This window comes from Nostoc sp. (assembly GCF_036917975.1).
Lineage (GTDB): Bacteria > Cyanobacteriota > Cyanobacteriia > Cyanobacteriales > Nostocaceae > Nostoc.
The window spans coordinates 41,371-61,695 of sequence record NZ_JBALEJ010000097.1; the positions used below are offsets into that span (position 1 = coordinate 41,371).

At 40.6% G+C, this 20,325-nt stretch carries 19 protein-coding genes and 1 pseudogene; 17 read left to right on the top strand and 3 right to left on the bottom strand.

Features of this window, described 5'->3' with window-relative positions:
* Nucleotides 1-58 precede the first annotated feature (58 nt).
* Nucleotides 59-1,846, bottom strand: a complete 1,788-nt coding sequence (locus tag V7K76_RS29740) for a S8 family peptidase (RefSeq protein WP_334775429.1) — start codon at nucleotides 1,844-1,846, stop codon at nucleotides 59-61.
* 489 nt (nucleotides 1,847-2,335) lie between these two features.
* Nucleotides 2,336-3,295, bottom strand: a complete 960-nt coding sequence (locus tag V7K76_RS29745; protein WP_334775428.1) for an alpha/beta hydrolase — start codon at nucleotides 3,293-3,295, stop codon at nucleotides 2,336-2,338.
* A gap of 155 nt (nucleotides 3,296-3,450) precedes the next feature.
* Here V7K76_RS29745 and V7K76_RS29750 point away from each other — a divergent pair, with 155 nt between their 5' ends.
* The 12 genes and pseudogenes from V7K76_RS29750 (at nucleotide 3,451) to V7K76_RS29810 (ending at nucleotide 16,288) form a co-directional block, all read left to right on the top strand.
* Nucleotides 3,451-4,404: a lysylphosphatidylglycerol synthase domain-containing protein gene (locus V7K76_RS29750; protein ID WP_334775427.1), complete on the top strand. Its 954-nt coding sequence runs from the start codon at nucleotides 3,451-3,453 to the stop codon at nucleotides 4,402-4,404.
* Between the two features lie 277 nt (nucleotides 4,405-4,681).
* On the top strand, nucleotides 4,682-5,077 hold the full coding sequence (locus V7K76_RS29755) for an agenet domain-containing protein (RefSeq protein WP_334775426.1): 396 nt from the start codon (nucleotides 4,682-4,684) through the stop codon (nucleotides 5,075-5,077).
* A 301-nt stretch (nucleotides 5,078-5,378) separates the two neighbouring features.
* Nucleotides 5,379-5,759 (top strand): hypothetical protein, encoded by a 381-nt coding sequence (locus tag V7K76_RS29760; RefSeq protein WP_334775425.1) that lies wholly within the window; start codon nucleotides 5,379-5,381, stop codon nucleotides 5,757-5,759.
* A gap of 66 nt (nucleotides 5,760-5,825) precedes the next feature.
* A pseudogene (locus V7K76_RS29765) lies at nucleotides 5,826-7,168 on the top strand (NB-ARC domain-containing protein).
* Nucleotides 7,169-7,660: 492 nt separating this feature from the next.
* Entirely contained in the window at nucleotides 7,661-7,879 is a 219-nt protein-coding gene (locus V7K76_RS29775; RefSeq protein WP_335030340.1) for a type II toxin-antitoxin system HicB family antitoxin, read from the top strand.
* A gap of 2 nt (nucleotides 7,880-7,881) precedes the next feature.
* Nucleotides 7,882-8,070 (top strand): type II toxin-antitoxin system HicA family toxin, encoded by a 189-nt coding sequence (locus tag V7K76_RS29780; protein WP_334775421.1) that lies wholly within the window; start codon nucleotides 7,882-7,884, stop codon nucleotides 8,068-8,070.
* Nucleotides 8,030-8,230: a hypothetical protein gene (locus tag V7K76_RS29785; RefSeq protein WP_334775420.1), complete on the top strand. Its 201-nt coding sequence runs from the start codon at nucleotides 8,030-8,032 to the stop codon at nucleotides 8,228-8,230. Before V7K76_RS29780 ends, V7K76_RS29785 begins: the two co-directional genes overlap by 41 nt.
* A gap of 173 nt (nucleotides 8,231-8,403) precedes the next feature.
* The gene (locus V7K76_RS29790) at nucleotides 8,404-8,973 is read left to right on the top strand and encodes a Uma2 family endonuclease (RefSeq protein ID WP_334775419.1); all 570 of its coding nucleotides are present in this window, start codon (nucleotides 8,404-8,406) and stop codon (nucleotides 8,971-8,973) included.
* Between the two features lie 119 nt (nucleotides 8,974-9,092).
* Complete coding sequence (locus V7K76_RS29795; protein WP_334951628.1) at nucleotides 9,093-10,949, top strand: aspartate kinase; 1,857 nt, start codon at nucleotides 9,093-9,095, stop codon at nucleotides 10,947-10,949.
* A 406-nt stretch (nucleotides 10,950-11,355) separates the two neighbouring features.
* Nucleotides 11,356-13,416, top strand: a complete 2,061-nt coding sequence (locus V7K76_RS29800) for a tetratricopeptide repeat protein (protein WP_334951626.1) — start codon at nucleotides 11,356-11,358, stop codon at nucleotides 13,414-13,416.
* Nucleotides 13,417-13,657: 241 nt separating this feature from the next.
* Complete coding sequence (locus V7K76_RS29805) at nucleotides 13,658-14,638, top strand: magnesium transporter CorA family protein (RefSeq protein ID WP_334951624.1); 981 nt, start codon at nucleotides 13,658-13,660, stop codon at nucleotides 14,636-14,638.
* Between the two features lie 147 nt (nucleotides 14,639-14,785).
* Nucleotides 14,786-16,288 carry an acyl-CoA synthetase gene (locus V7K76_RS29810; protein WP_334951622.1) on the top strand — a complete coding sequence of 501 codons (1,503 nt, stop codon included), beginning with the start codon at nucleotides 14,786-14,788 and terminating at the stop codon, nucleotides 16,286-16,288.
* A 289-nt stretch (nucleotides 16,289-16,577) separates the two neighbouring features.
* Here V7K76_RS29810 and V7K76_RS29815 read toward each other — a convergent pair whose 3' ends face one another.
* Nucleotides 16,578-16,880: a hypothetical protein gene (locus V7K76_RS29815; protein ID WP_334775414.1), complete on the bottom strand. Its 303-nt coding sequence runs from the start codon at nucleotides 16,878-16,880 to the stop codon at nucleotides 16,578-16,580.
* A 120-nt stretch (nucleotides 16,881-17,000) separates the two neighbouring features.
* Between V7K76_RS29815 and V7K76_RS29820 the strand changes: the two genes are divergently transcribed.
* The 5 genes from V7K76_RS29820 (at nucleotide 17,001) to V7K76_RS29840 (ending at nucleotide 20,278) form a co-directional block, all read left to right on the top strand.
* The gene (locus tag V7K76_RS29820; protein ID WP_334775413.1) at nucleotides 17,001-17,339 is read left to right on the top strand and encodes a hypothetical protein; all 339 of its coding nucleotides are present in this window, start codon (nucleotides 17,001-17,003) and stop codon (nucleotides 17,337-17,339) included.
* A gap of 348 nt (nucleotides 17,340-17,687) precedes the next feature.
* Nucleotides 17,688-18,440, top strand: coding sequence for a cobalt transporter CbiM (gene cbiM, locus V7K76_RS29825; protein ID WP_334775412.1), 753 nt, complete (start codon nucleotides 17,688-17,690; stop codon nucleotides 18,438-18,440).
* 31 nt (nucleotides 18,441-18,471) lie between these two features.
* Nucleotides 18,472-18,846 carry a PDGLE domain-containing protein gene (locus V7K76_RS29830; protein ID WP_334775411.1) on the top strand — a complete coding sequence of 125 codons (375 nt, stop codon included), beginning with the start codon at nucleotides 18,472-18,474 and terminating at the stop codon, nucleotides 18,844-18,846.
* A gap of 200 nt (nucleotides 18,847-19,046) precedes the next feature.
* Nucleotides 19,047-19,826, top strand: a complete 780-nt coding sequence (cbiQ, locus tag V7K76_RS29835) for a cobalt ECF transporter T component CbiQ (protein ID WP_334951617.1) — start codon at nucleotides 19,047-19,049, stop codon at nucleotides 19,824-19,826.
* Nucleotides 19,827-19,846: 20 nt separating this feature from the next.
* Complete coding sequence (locus tag V7K76_RS29840; RefSeq protein ID WP_334951615.1) at nucleotides 19,847-20,278, top strand: energy-coupling factor ABC transporter ATP-binding protein; 432 nt, start codon at nucleotides 19,847-19,849, stop codon at nucleotides 20,276-20,278.
* Nucleotides 20,279-20,325 lie beyond the last annotated feature (47 nt).

Genomic DNA, 20,325 nt, shown 5'->3' on the forward strand with positions numbered 1-20,325 from the left:
AACCGAAGGGTATTACTATTGGTTCTGTATTGGAGTCAACTGGAAATCATTATAGTTTTCAAGCAAGACCAAAGAATTTTCTATACTGTTCTATTTGTTTTTGCATCCCCTCTAGTAGTTTGCCATAATCAATATTATTCTCATCTTCACTGCTATCCACATTGATGTTCCCCAGAATTTTCTCATAGTTTTGGACTTGCGACCATAAGTCTGGATTGGCTAATGCCTTATTTCCTTCGGCTGATATCAAATATTTTGCAGTTTCCGTTATTGCCTGACCAATCACAGGATTAAAATCAGAATTATTCAAACTAGCGATAGTTTCTGGTGTCAGATATTTTGTAGTTTCTGTTATTGCCTGACCTATTAGAGAACTAACATCGGAATTATTCAAACTAGCGATAGTTTCTGGTGTTAGATATTTTGCAGTTCCGATAATTGCCTGACCCATTAGAGAACCAAAATAGGAAGTATTAAAGCTAGAACTTGTTTGTGATGTCAGATAATTTGCAGTTTGTCCATATATCCCTAGCAATTTATTATCAGACATTACCTGCCTTGCCAGAGAACTGACATTAGAAAAATTAAAACTAGAGCTTGTAGTTTGTGTATTATTTCCTGTGGTTTCTGCAATCACCTGACTCGCTAGAGAACTGACATTAGAAATATTTAAACTAGAGTTTGTCGTTTGTGTACTATTTCCTGCGGTTCCTGTGACAATTTGACGTACTTGGGCATCAGTCAGGTTAGGATTAGCACTAAGCATCAGGGCAACTATACCAGCAACGTGGGGAGTAGCCATAGAAGTGCCGCTATAAGTGGCATATTGATTATTTGGAACTGATGAATAGACTTTAACTCCTGGGGCTGTAACATAAGAGATTTCATTGGTTCCAGAGCGGTTAGAGAAGTCAGGCATGTTATTATTTCCATCTACTGCCCCAACGGCAATTCCCGACTTGTAGGCATAGCGCGCGGGATAACCGGGTAATGAGTCACCATCATTACCTGCTGCCATGACGACAATTACTCCTTTGCTGCTGGCATAGTTAATGGCTGACTCTAAAGTGCGATTGGAAGATCCGCCTCCTAGACTGAGGTTAATTACATTAGCTCCATTATCCACAGCGTAGTGAATGCCTTTCGCTATGGAACTATAGGAACCAGAGCCAGAGTCGTTTAAAACTTTGACCGACATAATTTTGGCATCGTAAGCAATACCAGTGACACCGTAGTTATTATTTTCTCCTGCGATCGTGCCAGAAACATGAGTTCCATGACCATTTTTATCTAGAGTATTGTTGTTATTATCAGAAAAATTCCAGCCGGAACTATCATCAACATAGCCATTGCCATCATCATCTATACCGTTACCTGGAATTTCTTTGCTATTTGTCCAAATATTATTACTTAAATCCTCGTGGTTATAGTCAACTCCAGTATCTAAAACAGCGACAACAACACCTTTACCCGTGTATCCCTGTGCCCAAACTTCTGGTGCTTTTACAAGGTCTGCTCCCCAATTATTGCCACCAAGATCGGGAACATCAGCAAAGGTATTTTGACCAATAGCTCTAGCCACTGCTGCTGCTCCATTAATTAAGCCATAGCCATTAGTGGAGTTATAATTCTCTGCACTAAAATCATTAGTAATAGCGTTACTGGTATTTTCGGAGTCACCATTATTTAGCAACTGCACATCAGCATCAGTTGATTTATAGCTACTACGTCCGCTAAATTTGAGGTTGTAGTAATCTTTTGTATAAAAGCTATCTAAAGAGGAAATTGAAGTGGTATTTAGCTGTTTATTTGAGAATGCATTGTTATTAGCATCATCAATAGACATAAGTTTTGGTTCTCAAAGATAGTAATTATTTCTTGACAGATTGAAGCGTTAAAATCTTTACAAAAAAAAGATTTTAAAGTGTGAATAAGCTTCATTGTCAATAATTACTATGTAATCTCAGAACAAAATGCTAATTCTACTACTAAAAAGCATAATCAATAGTGGAATGTTTGTTAATGTCTTAAATTTGTAGGAGTTTAAGTATAAATTGGTAGAATAAAAAAGTAATTGCATTATGCTTCTATAGCATTTCCAGACAAGCGTAAGGCACTGCCCATTGGTGTCAACTTAAGCTGAAATTCCTTTAAAACCTCGTTTCCAGCCTCCGGCTGGAAATGCTGCTCTTGGTGGCTCTGCCGCCAGTAAGGGAGGCGGCAGCCCCAATGACGGCATTCCCAGTCTCCGACTGGGAACAAGATAATTGCATAAACTGGGCGGGCAAGATGCCCACCCCACAAGAGTTATGTTTAATTTCTTACTCAAAGATGGCTAATTATTTTGAGTATGTTTCTGAGCATTAAGACTTGAATTACCAGTTCCATGTGCTATTTCAGAAGAGCGAAATTGCTCACCGACAAATGTCAATGAATCGGCTAAATGTTCCCGCCAGTATTGCCAAGTGTGACTGCCAGGAAACTGACGAAATGAATTTTGAATTTTGAGTTTGTTTAGCACTTTAGTAAATTGTTCGGCTTCGTCAATTTCTTCACTATCTGATGTGCCAGAATCTAGGTAAACTTTCAATCTTTTTTGAGCTTTTAGAGGAACGTTTTTAATATAAGATATTGGGCTATTTGCTGGGCCACTTTTATCATGAAAATAACCACTATGACTAAATAAAATCGAGAAATGATCTACGTTGTGTAATCCGACATTGATTGCACCCCAACCACCAGAAGATAAACCACCTATTGCCCAAAAATCTGGATTAGTTAGTGTACGATAACGGCTTTGCACAACTTTTACTAACTCATTCCCCACGGCTGTGGAGACTTTACCGTTGGGGCCATCGATATATTGAGAGTCCCAGTAGGGGCTAGAGCCGCGTTTGTCGTTGCCATCTGGTGTAATGATGATGCTGGGTGGCAACTTACCTGTAGTATAAAGTTGTTCCACAGTTTTGAGAGCTTGTCCTTTGTTCTGATTAAACCAATCATTGGGGTTTCCATGTCCACCGTGGAGAAGAAAGATTACAGGATAGCTTTTTTTTAGGTTTTTTTCATAGCCAGGAGGTAAAGAAACGCCATAAGTGCGACTTCCACCCATTGCTTTACTATTGTAGGTTTCAATTTTGTAGGTTAGGAGAGTAGCTTGGGTTGGAATAATGGGAGGCGCTGTTTGTAAATTTTGCGGTTGTAGTGGTTTTGCAACGACACCTTGGGAGAAATTACAGCCAACTAGGGTTAATACTGAAAATAGCAAGAGAATTTTAGATTGTTTATAGTTCATCTTTGAAGGGTATTGGCCAAAAAAGGCATTATTGGGTAGTCGGTGCTTGCCTTCAAAAGCTTATGCAAGTGATATGTCAATGCTGTGTCAACAGGATGGAAACTTTACGACTGGTTGTAAATTAAAAGTCAAGAGTTAGGATAAGTTTCTTCACGATGCTTAAAAAATTGCGACTCAATTTCAGTTCTTTGTTTGGCTTGTTGTTGCTGGTACTTTCTTTGTGGGCGATCGCTAGCGAATTACGTCAGTATAATTATCGTGATATCCTCAATTCTCTAGCTGCTATTCCCAAAAGTCGCTTAAGCTGGGCGATTTGGCTGACTGCTTTGGGCTATCTAGTGATGATTGGGTACGATATCTTAGGTTTTCACTACATTAATCGTTCTTTAAGTTGGAATAAGATAGCTTTCACTAGCTTTATTAGCTCTGCATTTAGTAATACCATCGGTTTTGCTTTGCTGACTGGCAGTGCTATCCGTTATCGATTTTACTCAAGTTGGGGAGTGTCAGCAGTTGCGATCGCTCAAGTAATTGCCTTCGCTAATTTTACCTTTTGGTTGGGGATGTTTGCCGTTGCTGGGTTAATATTTGTGATCAACCCTTTGACAATTCCTACACAACTACATTTGCCTTTTGCAACAGTACGTCCCATCGGTGTAATTTTTTTGCTGTTGATTGCTATTTACTTGTTAGGAAGTATTTTTATTAGACAACCATTAACTATTCGTCAGCAAGAATTTCGATTTCCTTCCTTGCCAATATCCCTAGCTCAAATTGCAATTTCTAGCTTTGACTGGATTCTGGCTGCGGCGGTTATTTATGCGATACTTCCTAGCAATATACCTTTGTCTTATCTAGACTTTTTAGGAATTTATTTACTAGGAATGTTTGCAGGTGTTGTTAGTAATATTCCTGGCGGTTTAGGTGTATTTGAAACTGTGATTTTGCTGTTTATCTCTGATAAAATTTCGGCGGCGGCAGTTTTGGGTTCACTATTAGCTTATCGGGGAATATACTATTTTTTACCTTTGCTGATTGCAGCAGGTTTGCTGGGAATATATGAAATTAGATTTAGAGCCGATAGGTTAAAAAATATCAATAAATTGTAAAGTTGAGCTTCAGTATTACTACGAATAACAAGATCCCCGACTTCTTGAAGAAGTCGGGGATCTGAACCTTTCTATTTTAATTTAGAGAAACTAAGTAAAATCTGTAACTACTATTGATTTTCAATGCGGAATCCTGCGGCAGAAATTCCTAATTTTTGCTGAGGCGATCGCTAATTTAACTCCATAAAAATAGTAACAGCTTATTTGCAAATTTTGAAGTAGATTTCCATAAATCATCATCAAAATTCCGTTTTCCTATTTGAGGAGAGAAATAATCATGAAAAACAAAGTATTGTTTGGTGCCATCTTTATGGCAACTTGGGTAGGGACATTAATTCCTAGCGCTTTTGCTGCCTCACTCTGTTCTGTGGGACAAAAGGCTGAGGTTCTTTGGAAACAAGCATGGTATCCAGCAACGGTACTTAAGGTTAATAATGATAATGAAAAGTGCTATATTACCTACGATGGTTACAGCAGTTCTTGGAATGAATGGGTTGATGCTGAACGCTTTCGGACATCATTTCAAGCTGGAGATGCAGTAAGAATTTTGTGGAAGGGTAAATGGTATCCAGGACAGGTTTTAGAAGTTAGTAACAATCTTTATAAAATTACTTATGATGGCTACGATAGCTCTTGGGATGAGTGGGTTGAACCTGCAAGGGTAAGTAGATAGGGAATATTTCACTTTTATAAGTTTAAAGGGACGATTTCACCTGTTGGAGTCGTCCCTTTAAATTTAAAAGAGTAGTTAGAAACCGCAGCTACTCACCCCTAAAAGATTGGTTTGGCGTTGCTTTCCCGCCCTGAAATAAATTTCGGGCTAATAGCTACTGTCCGTTGAAACGGACCCAAATCAGAGTAATGAGGAATCATGGGTTAGACCCTATATTAATTCGCCAACAGTCTCATTCCATTCGCCCTAGCTCTGTTAAACTGAGAATCATAAGTGAAATCTCGTATACTTTGGCAAACTTATGGAGCCAGTATCACTGACAGCAGGTGCGATCGCAACTTTGGTAATTATCAAAGCCTTTGAAAAAACTGGTGAAATCATCGGTGAAAAGGCTTGGAACGAAGGCGAAAAGTTGTTAGTTCTGCTGAAACGCAAGGAACCTAGCACGGCGAAGGTTATCGAACAGGCTAAAACACAACCTTTAGATTATGGTCAAGCTTATCTCATTGGGCAGCAAGTAGAGGAAGCGGCGAAGAAAGATCCTGAAATTGCTCAAGCTGTGGAAGCTGTAGCCAATGAAGCACAACCTCAACTGACGAACACTATTATTGAAAATTGGCAGGGGATAAATATTAAAGGTGGAACTAATACCATTTCTGGTAACACCTTCAACTTTGGCTGACTAAAGTCACCCCAAGGGGAATCGATAGTTTCTACTGAAATACCGCAAAATTTGCCCCTGAGTGGGGTGCTGGAGTTTGTCGGGCGTGAAGAAGAATTGCAAAATCTTCACCAACTTTTGCAGGATAATAAACAAGTTGCGATCGCAACAATAGCCGGGATGGGTGGAGTTGGTAAAACAGAACTCGCCTTACAATATTCCATCAAGTACCGCGAAACATATAACGGTGGGCTTTGCTGGTTGCTACCAAAATCTGGAGATGTGGGCATTCAAGTTGTGCAGTTTGCCAGAACACAGCTTGATTTAAAGCCGCCAGAAGATTTTGATATCATCGCCCAAGTACAATATTGCTGGCGACGTTGGCGTGAAGGTGATGTGTTGCTAGTGTTGGATGATGTCAGCGACTATGAGGAAGTCAAGCCTTACCTACAGGCGTTACCTCCTCGGTTTAAAGTGCTGATGACTACGCGCCAGAAGTTGGGACGCATCGCACAGTTATCTTTGGATGTGCTGCAACCAGAGGCGGCGCTGGAATTATTAAGGTCTTTACTCAAAGAAACACCGGGGCGAATTGAAAAAGAATTAGCTTTAGCAAATCAGTTGTGTGAGTGGCTGGGATATTTACCCTTGGGTGTGGAATTAGTGGGGCGCTATCTGGCGCGGAAACAGGATTTATCTTTAACAGAAATGTTGCGGCGGTTGGAGAACAAGCGATTAGATGAGCGTTCTCTGTCTAAATCTAAGTCGGAAGCTGATATGACAGCACAACGAGGTGTGTTAGCAGCCTTTGAGTTGAGTTGGCAAGAATTAGAGGATGACGATAAGCAATTGGGTTGTTTATTGAGTTTATTTGCCGCCGCACCCATCCCTTGGAAGTTGATGGAACAGTGTTTATCAGATAAAGATGCCGAATATTTAGAGGAAATTAGAGACGAGCGCTTGCTAAATCTGCATTTACTCCAGCGCAAAGGTGAGGGAATCTATCAACTGCATCCACTGCTACGGGAGTTTTTTCAATATAAGCTTACAGGTTTAGATAAGGGAGAGGAATTAAAGCGATCGCTTTGCCGGGTAATGGTAGCAGTTGCAAAAAAGATCCCTTACACCCCTACGCTTAAGCAAATTACCGATGTCACCCCCGCAATACCTCATATAGCTGAAGTAGCGAACAATCTCATTCAATACCTCAGCGATGATGATTTAACTTTACCTTTTATTGGTAACGCTTGGTTCTACAGTGGTCAGGGTTTGTATGATATGAATACCAAGGAAAATATAACGAAGCCGAACCCCTTTACATCCAAGCTTTAGATATTTTTGAGCAATGGTTAGGTGCAAATCATCCCAATACTGTTACTGTGCGTGAAAATTTGGCATATTTGCGCGATCGCCTCCCCCCACCACAGTAAAATTTGACTTCTGGGCAAAGCGTACCGTGATCAAACTGAAAAATGCGATCGCCTGGACTAAAATTCATATTGAACTAAGTAAAAATGCCATTTGACTTACTCAAAATGAGCTTTTACTTTCTCAAAAGCAGCTTTGACTTACTCAAAATAAGCTTTTACTTTCTCATTTTGGTGTTTTCCGCAAGCAAAAGCAGCTTTGACTTACTCAAAAGGAGCTTTTGCTTTCTCATTTTGGTGTTTTCCGCAAGTAAAATAAGCTTTGACTTACTCAAAAGGAGCTTTTGCTTTCTCATTTTAGTGTTTTCCGCAAGCAAAAGCAGCTTTGACTTTCTCAAACCCCAGTTTGCTTTCTCATTTGAGTAATTCACGCATTTATTTTGGTATATCATTGAGCCGAAAGCTATTATGCAGTTGTGAATGATGAAGAGCAATGTCTCCCACAACAAAAAATCAGCTACGATAAATCATATAATTATCTTCACAAACACAAAAATGTTAATTACATACACTGCAAAATATACAAAAACTAATAGCGGATATATGGGACAACTTATTGAATGGCAAGAAGTCATCACAGAAGGAGAAACCATAGAAGAATGTAGAGCTATGTTACAAGATGCAACCAAGGAAATGGTTCTTGCCTATCGTCAACAAAATAAAGAAATTCCCACAGGTGGTTCTTTGCTGGAACAAATTCCTATAGATATCTGAGTGTGTCAGTCAAACGAAAAGAGCTAATTAAATACTTAGAGCAAAATGGCTTTTATTTATTAAGGGAAGGAGGAAATCATTCTATATATACTAATGATATCAAAACTCTTCCGGTAAAACGGCATCGTACCATTGATCGTATTACTGCTAATGAAATTTGTAAACAAGCGGGTTTATCACATAATTTTTAACTGCCACTTAGAACCGTCGAAGGTAATGAAGTTTTGGGCAGCTTGTAAACTAAGTGAAGGTGACTATTTGCAAGTTAAAGAAAAACTATTTGCTAAAGAAACGGTTGCCAGCTTATATGCCAAAATCAAAGAATTTCAAGATAATGAGACTCTACTTTAAAGTGTAAATTGACAAGCGATCGCTCTTAAAGACGCGATAAATCGCCGTCTCTACAAAAGATTCATTCTTGTAAAGACGGCGATTTATCGCGTCTCTTGCCTTAACGGAAACGTATTGGATTATAAAATATACTTGCCATCAATAAATATCACTCAAACCTTGAAGGTTCAACTATGATAGCCTCACCCCAACAAAATTACGTCACCGTTGAAGAATACCTCCAAATGGAGGAACAGAGCAATATCAAGCATGAATACATCGACGGCTACATCTACGCAATGGCTGGAGCGCTAGATCCACACGTTACCATTGCGGGAAACCTTTTCGCTCTCCTCCGTAATTATGTGCGCGGCTCCGGTTGTCGTGTTTACATCGCTGACATGAAAGCCAGAATCGAATCTCTGAATCGCTTTTATTATCCCGATGTGATGGTTACTTGCGATCGCCGAGATCAAGAAACGCCAGGTTATAAAAGATTTCCCTGTTTAATTGTCGAAGTTTTATCTAATTCTACCGAAGCCTTTGACCGAGGCGACAAATTCGCTGATTATCAAACACTGGAAAGTCTGCAAGAGTATGTTTTAATTAATACAAAACGTCAGCGAGTTGAGTGTTTTCGCCGCAATGAGCAAGGGTTATGGGTTTTACAATCTTACACAGCAGAGCATCAATCATTTCGACTCAACAGCGTGGATTTTGAGGAAACAATGGCAGCACTCTACGAAGATGTGGTTTTTGAATAATCAATTATCATAGGGTATTCGACGCAATATTTAGTAAAATATATAACTGATAAGCCTTGAAGGCTTCCTAACCAGGTGGAAGCGTTGATGAAAGCAGGCACAATTGATTAAAAAAAGTTATGGCGCTCATAGTTCAGAAATACGGTGGTACATCTGTCGGTTCAGTCGAACGTATTCAAGCTGTTGCACAGCGTATTTATAAAACTGTTAAAGCTGGAAACTCTATTGTCGTAGTGGTTTCGGCAATGGGCAAAACCACCGATGGACTCGTCAAACTAGCTACTGAAATTTCTCCAAATCCTAATCGCCGGGAAATGGATATGCTGCTTTCTACTGGCGAACAAGTAACTATTGCCTTACTCAGCATGGCTTTGCAGGAACTCGGACAGCCGGCAATTTCCATGACTGGCGCTCAGGTAGGAATTGTTACCGAAGCCGAATACAGCCGCGCTCGAATTCTGCATATTGAAACTACTCGCCTCAATCGCCACATAAATGAAGGTAAAGTAGTTGTAGTAGCTGGCTTCCAAGGCATCTCTAGCGCCGGAGAGATGGAAATTACGACTTTGGGTCGTGGTGGTTCTGACACCTCAGCAGTGGCGATCGCAGCCGCATTAAGAGCGAATTTATGCGAAATTTATACAGACGTTCCAGGTATTCTCACTACAGATCCCCGCTTGGTTGCCGAAGCCCAGTTAATGGATGCCATCACCTGCGATGAAATGTTGGAATTAGCTAGCTTGGGCGCAAAAGTGCTGCATCCCCGTGCTGTGGAAATTGCCCGTAACTATGGTGTTCCCCTAGTGGTTAGGTCTAGTTGGACGGATCAACCAGGTACTTGGGTGACATCAGCCAAACCCCAAGGGCGATCGCTCATCAATCTAGAAATTGCCCGTCCAGTGGATGCTGTAGAATTTGACACTGACCAAGCAAAGGTCGCTTTGTTGCGCGTACCCGATAAACCAGGTGTTGCAGCAAGATTATTTGGCGAAATTTCTCGGCAAAAAGTAGACGTAGATTTGATTATTCAGTCAGTTCATGAAGGTAACAGTAATGACATTGCCTTTACCGTCACAACACCAATATTAAAACGGGCGGAAGCAGTAGCAACAGCGATCGCCCCAGCACTGAGAAGTCAATCTAACCCCAAATTTGACGAAGCCGAGGTAATGGTAGAACATAACATTGCCAAAGTTAGCATTGCAGGCGCGGGAATGATTGGCCGTCCTGGTGTCGCGGCAAAGATGTTTGCTACCTTAGCCGAAGCAGGCGTGAATATTCAAATGATTTCCACCAGCGAAGTAAAAGTAAGTTGCGTAGTCGATGCCAACCAATGCGATCGCGCCGTCTTAGCACTCCGTACCGCCTTTGAGATTGAAGCAGGGGAAGAGGGAGCAGGGAGCAGGGGAGAATTCCTCACTTCTAACTCTTGTACAGACGCGATTAATCGCGTCTCTCCTCACTCCCCACCTCCCGTTCGCGGTGTTGCTCTCGATTTGAACCAAGCGCGTCTTGCTATTCGCCAATTACCAGATCGGCCAGGGATGGCGGCGAAGTTGTTTGGATTATTAGCGCAACATAATATCAGCGTTGATATGATTATCCAATCTCAGCGCTGCCGAGTAATTGATGGTGTTCCCAGGCGAGATATTGCTTTTACAGTCTCGCGGATCGATGGGGAAAATGCCAGAGAAATGCTTACCCAAGTAGCGGCAGAGTTAGGATGGGGTGAAGTTGTTTTAGATAGTGCGATCGCTAAAGTGAGTATTGTCGGTGCAGGGATGGTAGGACAACCAGGTATTGCCGCTAAAATGTTTGAAGCTTTAGCCCAAGAACAAATCAATATTCAAATGATAGCCACCTCAGAAATCAAAATTAGTTGTGTTGTGGCACAAGAGCAAGGTGTTAAAGCTTTGCAAGCTATTCACGCAGCCTTTGAACTGGCTGGTAGCGAGAAATTTGTCGTACCAGCGTAAAATCTGACTCAAACTCCCTATCCCAATCTTGGGCTACGGTGTACACACATCTTGGTAATGAAGCCCAAATCCTGGATTTACCCCAATACAGTTCAGATAAGCCAAAAACACTTGTAGAGACGGCGATTTATCGCGTCTCGAAAACCCAAAATTGTTGCCAGTAAACCTTAACCCCAAGCGTATTGGTATTTACCCCCCTTAATCCCCCCTTGGTAACTACGGTATACAAACAAGTCTGAAATAGCTGAACCAAGGTTTTACCCCACCCTAACCCTCCCCTTATAAAGGCGAGGGAACTAGATTTCTTGTTTGCCCCCAGCTTAATAAATAAATATTTATATTTTAAAACCAATAATAATAACACGTAAGCTATAATCGAACAATTTATCAAACTATATTTAGATTGATGGATAGTCATTTACTAGATGGACATTATCAAATACTAAAAGTTCTCAATGATGGGGAAAAAGAAACAACCTATCTAGTTGAAGATGTTAATCTTCCTAGCAGCCAATTTATCGTAAAGCAGTTATCTCCCCCTAATACCAATCCTCAAACTTTAACAAGCTTACACCGCTTATTTGCCAGTAAAGCAGCAACTTTAGAAAAACTCGGACAGAAACACGAGCAAATTCCAAAGCTAATTGCTTATTTTGAAGAAAATGAAGAATTTTATATAGTCCAAGAATTTATACCTGGGAATCCTTTAAATAACGAAATTATCCAGGGACAACCTTTGAGAGAAGACCAAGTAATTACTCTTTTATCAGATATATTAGAAACCTTGGTTGTGATACACAGCTATGGCATAATTCATCGAGATATTAAACCAGCAAATATTATTCGCCGTGAATCAGATAAAAAGTTAGTTTTGGTTAATTTTGTTACTGTTAATGAAGCCATCACTAATACTGTTGAAAATTCCGAGTATATGCCGATAGAACAAGTTAATGGCAACCTCAAATATAACAGTGATATATATGCTTTAGGTATGGTTGCGATCGCAGCACTGAAAGGTTTACCTGCAAAGGAAATATCTAATTTACAAAAACAGAAAAATAAGCTGACAGGTGAAATAATTTGGCGCGACAAAAATCTCAAAGTTAACCGAAAATTAGCAAAAATTATTAATCGAATGGTGCGTTTTGATTATCGTAAGCGTTACCAGTATGCAACGGAAGTTTTAGACGATCTGAAAAAGATAACAAATGTTGATGACGATCAACAAAAACAGCTTCAAAAAAAATTATTACTAGTTCTAATTGGAATAATTGTCTGTATCACCCTTGGTGTTGCAGCCTGGCAATTGAAATCGCCCAAACCTGTACGTGATGCTCAACAGACATTGTACCAAAAGGGAGAAAATAAATATGAAGAAGGAAACTATGAAGGAGCAATTGAAGATTTCAATCAGGCTATTAAATTAGATCCGCAAAATGCTTTGGCATATAATCGGCGAGGTGATGCTTATTATCGATTAGGAGATTACGAGCAAGCACAAGCAGACTCTAGCCAAGCCATTTTACTCAATCCTCAATATGCTAATGCTTATTTTGACCGAGGATTTGCTTTTTCGGAATTAGGCAAATACAAAGAAGCGATCGCAGATTATACTCAAGCAATTAAGTTAAATTCTAAAGATGCTTATGCTTACTATGGGCGGGGATTAGCTCGTACTGAATTGAAGGATAATAAAGGTGCAATCGAAGATTTTAGCAAAGCGATCGCTCTCAAGCCGGAGTATACTGAAGCCTACTTACAACGAGGGATTCTCCATCGTCGTCTCAGACAAAGACTTGAAGCTATTCAAGATTTTGACAAAGTAATTAAGATTAATCCTAGTGATGCCAAAGCTTATTATCAAAGGGGTTTAACTCAATCGATTAATAAACAAAAATATGCAGCCCTTAAAGATTATACAGATGCAATTAACATCAATCCCAAATATATAGAAGCTTATCTTAATCGTGGTGATATTTACAGTGATTTGGGCAATCAAGTAGAAGCTACTGAAGATTACAACACTATTTTACAGATTGACCCGAAATTTATGGCAGCTTATATTCACAGAGGTATTCACCGCTTTTCTTTTGGAGATTATAAAGGCGCTATTGAAGATTATACCGCAGCCATAAAACTAGATATAAATAATCTAGCAGCTTACAACAACCGTGGTAACGCTTATCTCGAACTGGGAAATAAAAAAGCTGCAAATCAGGATTATTCACGAGCGATCGCAATTAACGCTAACAATGCCTTAGCCTATTATAATCGGGGCGTGATTCGCACCAAGCAGAAAAATAAATCGGGTGCGATCGCAGATTTTAAAAAAGCTGCAAAACTATTCCAACTGCAAGGGGAACAAGATAGTTATCAAGATGCACGGCGGGAAATTGCAATTCTGCAAAATAATTCAGCCCCAGCGACAACTACGCGCCCTAAATCTGGGAAAATAGAAAAAAATTGAGCCACAATTCAATATAATGTTGACTGTCAATAAATTCCTCTTTAAGCTCTATACTCTGTGTCCTCTGCGTCTCTGTGGTTAAACAAATTACTTTTAAACCGCAGAGACACAGAGAGCGCAGAGAGAAAAAAGAGATTTTACGAGTCACCTTGAAAGGGCTAGTCCTTACTACTTAGCGTTATATAAATTATTGCTCAATATGAGTCACCGTATTTTTTCACGACTCAATTAGGATTGCTATATGCTAATTCTCCTGACTTTTTATCCAGATAAACTGGAAATATTTACTAGTAGGGATGTCGATACGGTACTGGAAAGAATTGATGGTTATCACAAGATTTGGTTGCGTTGTGTTCACTTCCGCGATCGCACTGGAACAGCCAGAATTATCAAGCACTTTGGACTCAATCCATCTCGTGTTAACATGATTTTTAACCATTCCCCTCTAGGAATTGATGAAGACGTAGAAGATTGTTTATTTGATAGCTATGAAATCCTAACTTCTCAAATAAAAAATCATGAGTTTGAGGTGGTGCGTGGCAATATTGTCGTTGGGAATAACTTCATTATAACTTTTGAAATCACTGAATTAAAAATTTTAAGTGTTTTAGCTAATAATCTCCAAAAGCGAACTCTAGATATTCAAAACTTGGGAATTGACTATCTTTTTTATCTCATATTTAAAGATATTTTAAATAATTACGAAACTGTATTTACTTATATTTCTAGAAAACTTGATGATTTAGAAGATGAAGTTTTAGATAATTCTGGTGATGAATCAACGTACCAAAAAATTGCCACTATGAGGCAATCTACTCGTTCTGGACGCCGTAATTTTCAAAGCATCAAGTTACTTATGGCGATTATGGATAATGAAGATTTCCAATGGATCGGCCAGCCAGTGAAAGAATTATTCAATCAAGAATTGGTTCATCACGTTGATAAACTCTGGCAAGAATATCAAGCTATAAGAGCCTGGATGTCAGAATTGATGGAAATTCAACGTGATAATATTGCTAGTAAAACAGGCGAACGAATTAATCGTCTGACTATCCTTTCGACAATATTTTTACCAATCACTTTTATGTCTGGTTTCTATGGTATGAATTTCAAATATATGCCGGAATTAGAACAACCTTGGGCTTACCCTATGGTAATTTCTATGATGGCATTAATTGTAATTGGCAGTATTTTCTATGCAAAAAAACAACGTTGGTTGTAGTATCTATAAAGTTATGAATAAAAAGATCCCCGACTTCTTCAAGAAGTCGGGGATCTGAGCCTGTCAGTGGAAAGCAAATCAAATAAGATTACTATTATATATATTTTCTGTAAGTAGGCTGAATCAACCCTAAATCGGTAAACAAACGTGAACCTACCATTGATTATTCGTGCTGAAGAACACAACGAAAAAATCGCAATTGTGACAACGGATGGAGCATTTACCTATCGGGATTTGCTACACACTTCCAGTCAAATAGCAACAAGTCTTCTTCAAAATACAGAAGATTTACAACAGCAGCGAGTTGCCTTTCTTATTCCGCCTGGGTTTGAGTATGTAGCTACTCAATGGGGAATTTGGCGGGCTGGTGGCCTAGCTGTACCTCTGTGTGTTTCCCACCCACGTCCAGAATTGGAGTATGTAATTACTAATTCTGGAGCATCGATTATTATTGCTCATCCTAATTTTGAGAGTATACTGCGTAGTTTACCGCCGCAGGCATCGCTCGCCCAAGAACACAATTTACGATTTATCCTCACCTCAGAAACGCTCCCATCTAATATTGCTCCGCTCCCAGAGATAGATATCACCAGACGAGCCTTAATTCTCTACACTAGTGGTACAACAGGTAAACCCAAGGGTGTAGTTACAACTCATCAAAATATTCAAGCGCAAGTGACTAGCTTAAACACCGCTTGGGAATGGACATCTAGCGATCGCATTTTACATATCCTCCCACTACATCATATTCATGGAATTATTAACGTACTCACCTGTGCTTTATGGGCTGGGGCGGAGTGCCATATATTGAGCAAATTTGATGCCGAAACCGTTTGGAACCGAATTTGTGACGGCGACTTAACCTTATTTATGGCAGTACCAACAATTTATGTAAAGCTAATTACTGCTTGGGAAACTGCCTCTAAGGAACGCCAAAAAAGCATGTCAGAAGGCTGTGCGAAAATGCGCCTGATGGTTTCTGGCTCCGCAGCATTACCAGTTCAAGTTTTAGAAAAGTGGCAAACCATCAGCGGCCATTTTCTGCTTGAGCGCTATGGGATGACTGAAATCGGTATGGCGTTATCAAACCCTTTACACGGTGAGCGCTTGTCTGGATATGTCGGGAAGCCTTTACCTGATGTTGAAGTAAGATTAGTGGATGAGAACAGAGAGTTAGTCCCAGCCGAAACACCAGGAGAAATCCAAGTTAAAGGTCCTGGAGTGTTTCTAGAATATTGGCAAAACCCTGAAGCAACCGCCAAAGCCTTCCAAGATGGCTGGTTTTGTACAGGAGATACCGCCGTAATTGAGAACGACAACTACCGCATTCTGGGACGAATGAGTGTGGATATCATCAAAACTGGAGGGTATAAAGTTTCCGCTTTAGAAATTGAAGAAGTGCTAAGAACCCATCCAGATATTCAAGAATGTGCAGTGATTGGAGTTGCTGATTTAGAGTGGGGTGAACGGGTTTGTGCGGCGTTAGTATTGCAAGAGTCACAATCTTTAACATTAGAAGCTTTCAGGAGTTGGGCAAAAGAGCGATTGGCTGTCTATAAAGTGCCAACCCAAATTTTGATAGTTGAAGAATTACCGCGCAACGCGATGGGGAAAGTGACTAAACCAACAGTGGTTGAGCTATTTTGCTGATAGCGATCATTAAGATCAACGTCCTGTCGAAGCAGAGCAATGAGGAGTGCTTTAAAAAGTAAAAAATGAATCCTCACCACCATATGTCTGAGTAGAAAAGTAAACAAAATTAGTTATACAAAATTAAGACATAAAACCCTTATCTAGATTAGAAGCAGACTTGTAAACAATTTTGTACATTTATTTATACTGCAAGCAATTTTATGCGATCGCTTGCAGCTTTAGGCATATAAGCTTTACAGACTAGCTCCATCTAACTTTGCTTAGAAAAACTCAATTTAGGCAAAATTCAAGAACCTAATGTTGAGCCAGTAGGGGAAGAGCCGCCTTGCTGGAGCATCTGACGTGCTAAGTTCATACAATTTGCACAAGTACAGCCAAACTTTACCTGTGCATACTGTTTAACCATGCTGTCTGAAATTCCAGATATTTGAGGAAAATCTTCCGGCGAGGAAGTGCGAGTGACAGTTGGAGTAGGTGCAATTGCCCCTGGCATTTTATTTGGCATGAGAGCTTGAGCAGAGTAAGGAGCTAGGAATGCTGTAGCTACAGAGCTAGAGCAACCAAGTATTGTCAAAATTTTCTTGTTCATAGCACGTATTTTTTAGTAAGTTGATTGTAGCTATTGTGACTAAACATCAATTGCTTAGTAATAGCAGATATTTATGCTTATGCTAAACTCTAATTCGATAAACTACAAGGTAAAATTTTTGTGATGAATAAAACAACGCTGACACTAATTAGCAATTCTTGTGTTTTGTCTTTGTTAGTCTTGATGAGTCATATTGCTGTCGCAGAAAGTTCACATTATGTACATACAACTAACAATAGCCTAAAGCACAAAATTGCTGATACCGTTGTTTATTCAACAAATAGTTCGGTTATACAAACAACTAAAACTGTTGACATACAAGTGAATCCACGAGTATTTTCTCTAGATGCAAATAGTGATACTGTTGGGGATATAGCTATTGCTAAATTTGGCTGTGATTGCTCCAGTTGTCGTGCTTTGGCACTTCAAATGTTGCAAACTGGAAAGTTAACTCTTTGACAATATATTACTCAATATAGGGTTTATGAAAAGAAGTGAGGTTTAAAACCGTACTTCTCGTGCGAACGCTACCGCGTAGCAAGATCCCCGTAGGGGTACGTCCCGCTACGCGCTAACGCCAGCAAGTGGCGCGTTCGCGGTAGCGTTCGCACGAGAAAGAATCATTGTTTCCCAAGGGTTGTTGAAACCCCACCCGCAAGTGGCGTGGCTGTCTTTAATTTTGAATTTTGAATTTTGAATTTTGAATTGATTGATGCCCCCCTACCGGATTGAAGTTTATACGAAATACATGGTCTACTGAACAACTAGACCCTTAAATAATTTGCCTGCAAAGGACACTTCTTAAATATGAACACGGTAGCGTTCACAGGTATTTCGTCCTTCGGCTGGCTGTACTGGGTAATACAGCCACATTTAGCTATGCACATTCCAGATGGCTTCCTGAACTTACCCGTTATCGCGATCACCTGGATAATCGCTATTGGTCTAATTGCACTAGCTATTAGGCGATCGCAAGCAGAATACCAAGAACGAGCTGTACCTTTAATGGGAGTTTGTGCAGCATTTATCTTTGCAGCACAAATGATTAATTTTCCGATTCCTGGAGGCACTTCTGGACACCTTTTGGGCGGAACGCTAGCAGCAGCTTTATTAGGGCCGTGGGCTGGCTCACTAGTGATGGTTGCAGTGTTCATCGTCCAGGGTGTTATATTTCAGGATGGTGGACTGACGGCATTAGGGGCCAACATCTTTAATATGGGATTGATCGGTACGTTTGGTGGTTACTATCTCTATCGCACAGTTAGATTTGCTACTGGGCGCGATACCTTGCGAGGAGTGGTAATTGGCGCAGCGATCGCAGCTTGGACAAGCGTAGTGGTAGCTTCAGTTGTGTGTGCTTTGGAACTTGCTTTGTCGGGAACGATTCCTCTAGCGGTGGCTTTAACAGCGATGGCTTCTTGGCACATCTTAATTGGCATTGGCGAGGCGCTGATTACTGTAGTAGCACTCAGTTTCATTTGGCGGACTCGACCTGACTTATTTTACGATCCGCCCCGTCAGACAAAATCATCTGCCTCCCGCCCCATCTCCCGGTATTAAAAGGTATTTATGAAATCAGGACTGAATGCTTATGAGTAGCAACCTCTCGCGATCGCGCAACCGGGCTGTCGTCATCGCTGGCTTAGGTATTGCGCTGCTGATTGCAATTTTTCTTTCGCCACTGGCTAGCAAAAATCCCGATGGGCTAGATAGAGTCTCAAAAGACCTGAAGTTTGACAGCAAAGAACTAGAACAGAAACCTGCTCAGAAATTACCCTTTTACAGCATTTTTGACGAGTATGCTCTTAGAGGTGTACCAGAAGCGATCGCCACACCATTGGCTGGTTTAGTCGGAACGTTAGTAACTTTTGGTTTAGCTTGGGGAATTGGCAAATTAGTTGTGCGTGGTTCTGGTTCACCTTCCACAGAAAATGATGGCTATTCAGACTCAGATGCCCCAGATTAAAACAAGTCGCAAGTCGCAAGTCGCAAGTCGCAAGTCGCAAGTCGCAAGTCGCAAGTCGCAAGTAAGTTTTGTGTTAGCGAAGCGGTAGCGAGTCTGCGAGCGTCCGGGGATTTAGACCCCGACCCAAAACTTATCGGTGAAGAGAATCGGGGGACTTAAACCCACGGTACTCGATTAAATACAAATAGGAACTTAATAGAATGTTGCTGCACGTTGGGGCATTTGTGCTGGATGTCGATAGCAAACAGGTTACTCCTTGGCACAAACTTGCTCCCCGTACCCGGATACTGTGTACATTGTTGTTCGTGTTTGCCATTGTCCTAACACCAGATGGGCATTGGTGGACTTGGGCTATTTATGGATTAGCTCTCTTTAATCTGCTATTGCTGAGTCGAGTTACCCTACCAGTACTACTGAAACGATTAGCAGTTGAGTTCACATTTATTGGTGTCGTTCTCCTGGGTACTTTGTTTCGGGGTGGTGGCGAAGTCTTATGGTCTTGGGGGCCATTACAGATTACGACAGTGGGGCTAACTATCTTGGGTAGTGTGACGCTTAAGGCATTGCTATCGCTGTTGATACTGAATTTACTGACTTTAACAACTTCGGTAACGGCGCTGCTGCACGCCCTGCTTGAATTGAGAACTCCACCACTTTTAGTAGCGATTTTGGCATCAATGTATCGCTATATCAGTGTGTTGATTGGCGAGTTTAATGCTATGCGTCGAGCAGCCGAGTCCCGAAACCTGATGAACAGCAATCGCTCGATCCGTTTAATTGTTGGCAACATGATTGGAGCGCTGTTTATCCGCACTTATGACCGAGGAAATCTAGTTTATCAGGCAATGCTGTCACGCGGTTATCAAGGAGTGCCACCGATGATGGAAAAAGTTTCTTCAGGGGGACGGCGAGACTTTGTAGCTTTGAGTTTGACTGTAATTTTAGCGCTGTTGGGTCAGGCTATTTACTGGCGGAAATAACTTTTGTTCATCTTGTCTTAATGCACCATAATCCAATATCAATTCAAAATCTTAACTATAGCTACCCTGACGGAACTCAAGCTTTGAGGGAAATTAATTTGTCTATCAAAGCAACTGAGCGAGTGGCATTAATCGGAGCAAATGGTTCGGGAAAATCCACGTTGCTATTACATCTCAACGGAATTCTCATGCCCCAGTCAGGACAGGTAACGATTGGAGAGTGGACTATAACTGTTGAAAATTTGCGAAATATTCGGAATTTTGTGGGGTTGGTGTTCCAAAATCCAGATAATCAGTTATTCATGCCAACAGTTTGGGAAGATGTTGCTTTTGGCCCGATGAATTTGGGTGTACAAGGTGAGGAATTAACACAACAAGTTCTGCAAGCGATGGCAGCAGTTGATATTAGACATCTCCAAAATAGTATATTTTGTGGTAAAAGAAGATCATGAGAACTTTTTTAACACGAAAATATGAGTGATATACTGAATCACATTGA

Excerpts from the sequence above, each read along its gene's own strand:
- V7K76_RS29740 (WP_334775429.1), bottom strand. The coding sequence starts at position 1,846 with ATGTCTATTGATGATGCTAATAACAATGCATTCTCAAATAAACAGCTA.
- V7K76_RS29745 (WP_334775428.1), bottom strand. The coding sequence starts at position 3,295 with ATGAACTATAAACAATCTAAAATTCTCTTGCTATTTTCAGTATTAACC.
- V7K76_RS29750 (WP_334775427.1), top strand. The coding sequence starts at position 3,451 with ATGCTTAAAAAATTGCGACTCAATTTCAGTTCTTTGTTTGGCTTGTTG.
- V7K76_RS29755 (WP_334775426.1), top strand. The coding sequence starts at position 4,682 with ATGAAAAACAAAGTATTGTTTGGTGCCATCTTTATGGCAACTTGGGTA.
- V7K76_RS29760 (WP_334775425.1), top strand. The coding sequence starts at position 5,379 with ATGGAGCCAGTATCACTGACAGCAGGTGCGATCGCAACTTTGGTAATT.
- V7K76_RS29775 (WP_335030340.1), top strand. The coding sequence starts at position 7,661 with ATGTTAATTACATACACTGCAAAATATACAAAAACTAATAGCGGATAT.
- V7K76_RS29785 (WP_334775420.1), top strand. The coding sequence starts at position 8,030 with ATGAAATTTGTAAACAAGCGGGTTTATCACATAATTTTTAACTGCCAC.
- V7K76_RS29790 (WP_334775419.1), top strand. The coding sequence starts at position 8,404 with ATGATAGCCTCACCCCAACAAAATTACGTCACCGTTGAAGAATACCTC.
- V7K76_RS29795 (WP_334951628.1), top strand. The coding sequence starts at position 9,093 with ATGGCGCTCATAGTTCAGAAATACGGTGGTACATCTGTCGGTTCAGTC.
- V7K76_RS29800 (WP_334951626.1), top strand. The coding sequence starts at position 11,356 with ATGGATAGTCATTTACTAGATGGACATTATCAAATACTAAAAGTTCTC.
- V7K76_RS29805 (WP_334951624.1), top strand. The coding sequence starts at position 13,658 with ATGCTAATTCTCCTGACTTTTTATCCAGATAAACTGGAAATATTTACT.
- V7K76_RS29815 (WP_334775414.1), bottom strand. The coding sequence starts at position 16,880 with ATGAACAAGAAAATTTTGACAATACTTGGTTGCTCTAGCTCTGTAGCT.
- cbiM (WP_334775412.1), top strand. The coding sequence starts at position 17,688 with ATGAACACGGTAGCGTTCACAGGTATTTCGTCCTTCGGCTGGCTGTAC.
- V7K76_RS29830 (WP_334775411.1), top strand. The coding sequence starts at position 18,472 with ATGAGTAGCAACCTCTCGCGATCGCGCAACCGGGCTGTCGTCATCGCT.
- cbiQ (WP_334951617.1), top strand. The coding sequence starts at position 19,047 with ATGTTGCTGCACGTTGGGGCATTTGTGCTGGATGTCGATAGCAAACAG.
- V7K76_RS29840 (WP_334951615.1), top strand. The coding sequence starts at position 19,847 with ATGCACCATAATCCAATATCAATTCAAAATCTTAACTATAGCTACCCT.